Genomic DNA, 6,262 nt, shown 5'->3' with positions numbered 1-6,262 from the left:
CTGAATGACGAGCTGCGCACGTCCTTCCAGAGGTGGTATCCGGGCTTCGGCGCTCAGGTTCAGCCGCCGCTCGCAGCATAGCCACAGGGAAAAGATGCTGCGCTGCACACCCCCAGGAAACAGATGCTCTCCACCATCAGGGGTACTCGTATTTTTTTGACAAATTGACACGGTCGCCCCGAAAAACTTCAAGCACGACAAGCACTTGCAAAATTGCATGTCGGAGCAGGGCAATGCGACGGGTGCAGATTGACACGGTCACCGACTCGGCGCCGGCCCAGGCGTACGTGTGATCTCGCACTGCTCGGGCTCAGGTGATCAGAGTGCCGCTGTGCCCGAGCGACGCTCGACCAGCAACGGCCCATACTTCTCGAGATTGAACCGGTACGTTCCGCGGAAGTTGATGTGCGAGAAGTGTGCGGGTCCGATCCGGCGAAGCCAGTCGTCCTCCATCGGCAAGCCGGAGGCTCTGAGACGGGAAACGACGCTGTCCATGCGGCTGGTGTTCCAGGCAAGCACGATGTTCGTGAGCAGGGCGTGTGCCCCGGAGACGGCCACCATCTCTTGTCTGCGCCGTCCCCGGTCCTGCGCTATCTGCCCGCCGTGGATTGCACGTTGGAGTTGATGCACCGATTCACCGCGGCTGAGTAGCGCGAGGAGTTCACGTCGAAAGTCGTTGATCGTCATGTAGCCGCACAGGAACAGAGTTCGCAGCAGCCCTCCCAGTGATCAGCCGCACGGTGCAATGGATCGCCGATAGCGGCCGATCCCAGCCGATGAATGGCGTGGACCGCGGACACCTTCCCAGCGCGAATGGACGCCACCAGTCGCACGAGATCATCCCAGCCGCGCTCGATGGACTTGAGAGACACTCGGCGGACGGTGGCCCTCTCCAAGCTTTCCGGCACCGACCATCCCCTGGGAACGAACAGCTTGCGCTCTCTCAGGGCCTTCAATCGCGGACACAGGTCAAACCCCAGGAGCTTTGCAAGGGCGAGGGCCACGCTGGTCATGCCATGGGTGTCCACGGCCAGGAGGGAGATGCGAATGCGATCCTCGCTGCGATTGTGTTGCTCGACGCCTTCGACGGCGGCACCCGCCTGTCGTTCGTTCAGCACGATTGGCTGGTCGTAGAAGAGCCCCCAGCGGTCCCGCACGTGGGTGTACAGGCCCGCGGCATAGGTGCGTCGCCTCGGATCCACCCTGGCCGTCCACAAATGCCGGCTCGCATCCATGGCCATCATGTCTGCCGACCCTCTAGTGCCGTCTCCCCACAAGGCGGCGATCGGCAGCGAGTTCTGGTATTCCGAGACCCGTTCGTTGCCCGTCGCAGGCGGCCACTGAATTCGATGGTGCGCATGGCCGCGGCAATATGCGCTGGATCCAGTCCAGGAATCATCGATCCCACCCCGGTGGCGTCGTTGTCGCTCCCATGGGCAAGCAGCGCACCATAGACTGCCATCAGTTCTTGGCCAGACTCGGGGCGACGGGCCAGCAGCGCCTCGCTGAAGTGCGTCGCCGCGTCGACCTCCATCAGCAGGTCGGGCAATTGCACATGCCCAATGTGCTTGAAGACGGCCTCTCTGGTCTTGCGAGGTTCGATCTCCTCGTCCAGCGCATGGATCGCCTGCAAATGCACCAGACCCTTGGTGTCGATGTTCACCTTCCCGCGCTCGACCGCTTCGGCAAGCGCGTACACCCCGACCGACATCGTGGCCAGAATCGGCGCCAGGAACTCGCTGGCCTGCGTCGGCAGCCCAAGGATTTGATAGTGCTGTTCCTTGAACCTTGTCCATTCCGCGTCGGCGAGGAGCATGGATTGGCTGGGCGATGACAGATCGAATGGTCTACCCATACGCTGCCGCGCCGCAAGCTCTTGCGCATGGCCATCATCGTGCTGGCCTCGAACGCACGATAGCGGGACCGAGGATCCAAATCGGTGACGATCGCGCTCCATGCAAGCCCTACCGATGGAAGCTTGAAGTTCGGCGGAATCTCCCGGCCGCCGATCGCCTGAAGCTTCATCCACGCCTGCCATTGCTCGTATGCCAGGTCACCAGGTCTTCCGGCGAAGTCGATGGCTTGAAGTCCTGCCAAGTGCGCGTGAACGCGGCGGCTGTCCTCAGCAAGAGCTCGACGAACCTGCGAGGCGAATGAGGTGGCCCCTGCGTCGCCGATGCCGTCGAGGAGGCTTCGAGCTTCGAGCACACGTTCGCGCCATGACTTCGTCTCGTCACGAAGCACGGCCCTCGCTCTGACGGCCTGCTCCAGCGTGGCGCTGTTGTTTCGGGCGCGACTCCTGAAGACACGCTCCGCAGCATGCCGGAACAGTTCCTGGCTGCGCCGCGAAGCCTGCAGCAGCGCGATGTCAGTCAACTCCATCAACGTGGCGTGCAGAAAGCAGACAACCTCGACGATCTGGCGTCGCTGTTCGATGCGAGCTGTCATCGATGGCCGGCGCATCTGGACGTGCGCCGCATAAGCCTGCTGTTTGCTCAGGGCGATGGAATCCAACGCCCAGTTGTGCACGCCCAAGGCCTTGAGAGCGCGGATTTTCTCCAGGGTCTGCTCGGTCGTGCTCGGGGCTTGGCGCTGAGGCGGTGTCTTGAGCCACTCCAGATGACTGCCTGAGGCCGCAGGGGAGGGTGCATAGGCCCAGTCGATGGCTTGGCGCAGCGCCGCCCTCCCAATTGCCGCCTCGATCGTTGCGGCCATCGCTGCCTCCGTGACATCGAACGCCTTTCGGGCCCAGTCGGCAATTCGGCGTGAGCCCGGAATGATGATTCGCCTGCCGTACAGCCAGATGCGCGCGGTTCGTATCAGGTCGTCAGGGTGGGCGGCCTCGAGGGCAGCGACTGCGAGAACCTGGTCGATCTTCTGCAGTTGGACCTCATCCAAGTCGCCCAGGCCAAGATACGTGCGGGCCCAGGCCTGGTGCTCGTACAACGTCTGGCGACGTTCATAGAGTGATCGCAGACTGGCGATGCTCACGCTGGGCGACCTTAACGCTTCGCACACTGAACGCAGCAGGATCTTCGGCACCGTGGCGAATCGGTCCATCGGGCGGCCGCTCACCCGCAGAAAGAGCAACTGGATGGCTGCAGCGACGCGGCGGTCATCGCGGAACCGATCGCAGACCGCGGAAATGTCGTCCTTGCTCAGGCTGAAGAACTGTTCGACATCGAGTTCGGACATCCTGGAGGGAAGGGTCTCCGCGCCAATGAAACGCTGGGCGAACGTCACGGCAGGATCCTCCACAGGGATGAGGCCCGCCAATCTACTCCTTCGGCGCGCGTTGTGGCTGCGGGTTCCGATCACCCCGCCGAAAGCGTGCGGGAGTCGGCGACAACTACGACCGTGTCAATTTGTCAAAAAAATACAATTACCCCTTGTAGGTAACTCTCATGGGGCACACCTTTCCTGAGATGGCGCAGCCAAAGCGGCGAGCCTTCGATTGACGGCGCGCCGATCGAAGCGGTCGGGGTGGTAGTGGCGGCGCAGGATGGCCCATTCCTCGTCGTCGAGAAGATCCTCGAACTGCTGCCGGGACCTGCTCTCGCCGATCAGGGTGCACTCGAACCGAGTGGCCATGGACGCCTGCGGACCGCCGCAATCCTCCGGAGGTGCCGCGCGCTGGCCTGCGATGCACACCGGGTACACCCGTTTGGGATCCAGGGGCAAGGTGGCCTCGATGCGCAGGTCGTGAATCCACAAATTGCCGAAGTCGTATTCGTAGATGAATCGCTCAAGGCGCCGCAACTTCAGTTGGCCGATCAGGGCTTCATGTGCGTCGGTGTCGAAGAACACGCCGCCGTCCTGATGGACACCGTACTCGCGACCACGGATCTCGAAGCGATGAAAGGTGCATGTCCTGCCAGCCGAACGCGACCTGCAGGATCTGGTGAAGCCGGGCGACGCTCGTGTCGCCGCGCACCAGTAGGCGCCGCCAGATCAGCGGGCTGATGCTGCGCAGCACGGCGCGCAGCTGCAGGACCTCCTGGTCAGAAGATGCCACGGCTTCCATCCCCGAAGCTTACTTTGCTGCACTGCACACCCCCAGGAAATAGATGCTCTCCTTTTCGGGTGGGTGGCATGCACGCCGCATGCTTCTCTTGGAGTAGCCGGAGCCGAGGACCAAGAAGCCCGTTCTCGGCCGCCACGACCGCGGTATTTGCGATGTAGAGGTGGAGCAGATTGCGATTCAACAGGGCCCCCATCAGTGTATAGGTGGGGTATGACGGCACCAAAGCATACGCCACGGCTAGAGCACCACTTTGGACGAACGAATGCATCGCCGGGATGGTGGTGTTCAGCAGCGCATACTCCTCTCCCACATGCTGCACCTTATGGCGGTGATGTGTTTGATCATCGAACTGATCGACACAGGATTGGCAGGCTCTACGTGCCGCGGTACTTGTCGAGCCACTCGTCGTACGCGCACTCGGCGGTCCAGATGGCTCGAACCGCGGCCTCAAAGTGGAGGCGGCACAAGGATAACGCGGTCCCGGTCAAGCCCACGTTCAACAGGATGCGTTGGCTAAGGCCATGCTCAAACTGTGGGCCCGAGAACGACTGTCCTCAAATGCAGTCTCGTGAGGTTGCCGTCGTAAAGCACCCTGAAGAGGCATCGGCATTGGAAAAGCTGGCGCCGCGGATCGAGCCATTCGAACTGAAGAAGCGACACCTTCCGCCGAAACCTGGATGCTCGCAGAGCTTGTAGCGGTAACCAGGCGCTATGCAGTAGCGGATTGATTGAGCCCGATCGTTGAAAGCATACGCCGTCGCAAAATCCGCAGTGGACCGCGCGGAGTTGGAATACTCGATAAAGAATCGATCGGCACCTGTCGGCGGAACGCCGGCTGCGAGCCTCTTATCAGACAACTCAACCCACATCTTGCTCGCAGTATCACAACGTTCAGTGATCGGTGTATCCGGCAGATCGACCGGATCATTTGGCGAGAACTCGACGAACCGAGTGACGCCAACTCCGGGCAGATCTTCCGTCGGTGTCGGAGGAAACGTCAATTTTGGTGATTTGTCGTGCACGGTTGCATAGACCAAGAGAGTGCCGTGTGGATCTACGTAGACACCAACAGCGGCGTCAAAATTGCATTGCGTCCGGGAGTTTCGGTATGTGCACCAAAAGTGTTTCGTTGCAACTTGCTTAAAGGCAAGGGACGGACGCCTATCAAAAATGACCGGCTCCCCTTCAGCATTGACACCCGTAGGATGAAGGTTGAGGCGATAGAGATGAAGCCAATCCTCTCCGCTGAAAATACCGCGAAAATATTGGTTGCCTACAAGGTAGAGATCGCCGGAGCCGCACTCGTTAAGTAGCTGGAGGCTCGAGTAACCGAGCTTCCATTGATCAATATCCTTGACCTCGAACTTTGCGCTGTACAACCCTCCGCAGCCAGGGCAGTTGTTCAGCCCAAAAACTCCCTGCTCGTCGATACGATAAGGCGTGCCATCGGGCCGGAAACGAGAAACGTTGATCTCCAGCTTGCTCATCTTGTCGGTGACACCGCTAATCATTAAATAGCGGCCGTCATCCAACTTTGTAACGCCGGTTGCGCCGTTTTGAATCTCTGAGTGCTCAAATATCCAGCCGCCTTGCATACAGCCTGGGGTATATCGATTGCAGCGCTTGGTGTTGAAGTTGAGGGTAGCGCCGGCGTTGTAGAGATAAGTTCGCCCGGGTCGGTCGTTATCTCCTACCTGTTCGAGCGGGAGTGCGACATATTGCCCGATCGCCTGCAGCCCGCCCGGATGATTAAAGACATTATTTATTAAACCCTTTTGAAGGATCGTGTCATTGCCTTGTGGATCGACGTTCCAATCGGGTGTAGTGGGCTGCATGCGATTTCCACCAAACCTGCGGCCGGTGAAGCCGGCGATGAAGCGAGAGGCAAGGCCAACGACGGCGTAGTGCCCTGAGTCGTTGTCGTGACTGCTCGTGAGGATGAGAAGATTGCGCTTATCCGGTGGAAAGGATAGGCGTTGAATCCCCTGCCAGTGATCCTTATCAGTATTCAGTTTCGGATAGTCAACGTCCCGCCCGCCGTCATGGAAGCCCATTAACTCCCCATGATCCTTAAGGTTCTGGAATTGACGAATCACCCGGGGAACGCATCTATTGGTATCTGCCTCCGCACGCGCGGATGAATTTCCGCGGAGGCACTCGGCGCGCGTCAAGGTAGTAGTCGCCTCGTTTATGCAGCCAGCGGCTGTATATCTGATGCTCGCGAATGCGTCTGAACGA

The 6,262-nt window shown here is 60.1% G+C and carries 2 protein-coding genes and 3 pseudogenes; all 5 read right to left on the bottom strand.

The genetic code is table 11. The features are described from left to right. Positions 1 to 318 precede the first annotated feature (318 nt). Positions 319 to 3,258, bottom strand: a pseudogene (locus AC3A6Y_RS34450) (Tn3 family transposase). Between the two features lie 144 nt (positions 3,259 to 3,402). Next, positions 3,403 to 3,855, bottom strand: a pseudogene (locus tag AC3A6Y_RS34445) (plasmid pRiA4b ORF-3 family protein); the annotation flags it as partial. Then, positions 3,782 to 4,024 carry an IS1096 element passenger TnpR family protein gene (locus tag AC3A6Y_RS34440; RefSeq protein WP_487872701.1) on the bottom strand — a complete coding sequence of 81 codons (243 nt, stop codon included), beginning with the start codon at positions 4,022 to 4,024 and terminating at the stop codon, positions 3,782 to 3,784. The pseudogene AC3A6Y_RS34445 and the gene AC3A6Y_RS34440, both read right to left, overlap by 74 nt. 374 nt (positions 4,025 to 4,398) lie before the next feature. Then, positions 4,399 to 4,542, bottom strand: a pseudogene (locus AC3A6Y_RS34435) (DUF6988 family protein); the annotation flags it as partial. 36 nt (positions 4,543 to 4,578) lie between these two features. Then, positions 4,579 to 6,262: hypothetical protein (locus AC3A6Y_RS34430; RefSeq protein WP_487872700.1), on the bottom strand; the 1,684-nt coding region annotated here is incomplete at its 5' end.

The sequence above is a fragment of the Variovorax sp. Soil_C_17 genome (assembly GCF_057657265.1).
The sequence above is the reverse complement of the archived record's forward strand: the minus strand, read 5'-3'. Positions and strand labels throughout refer to the sequence as shown.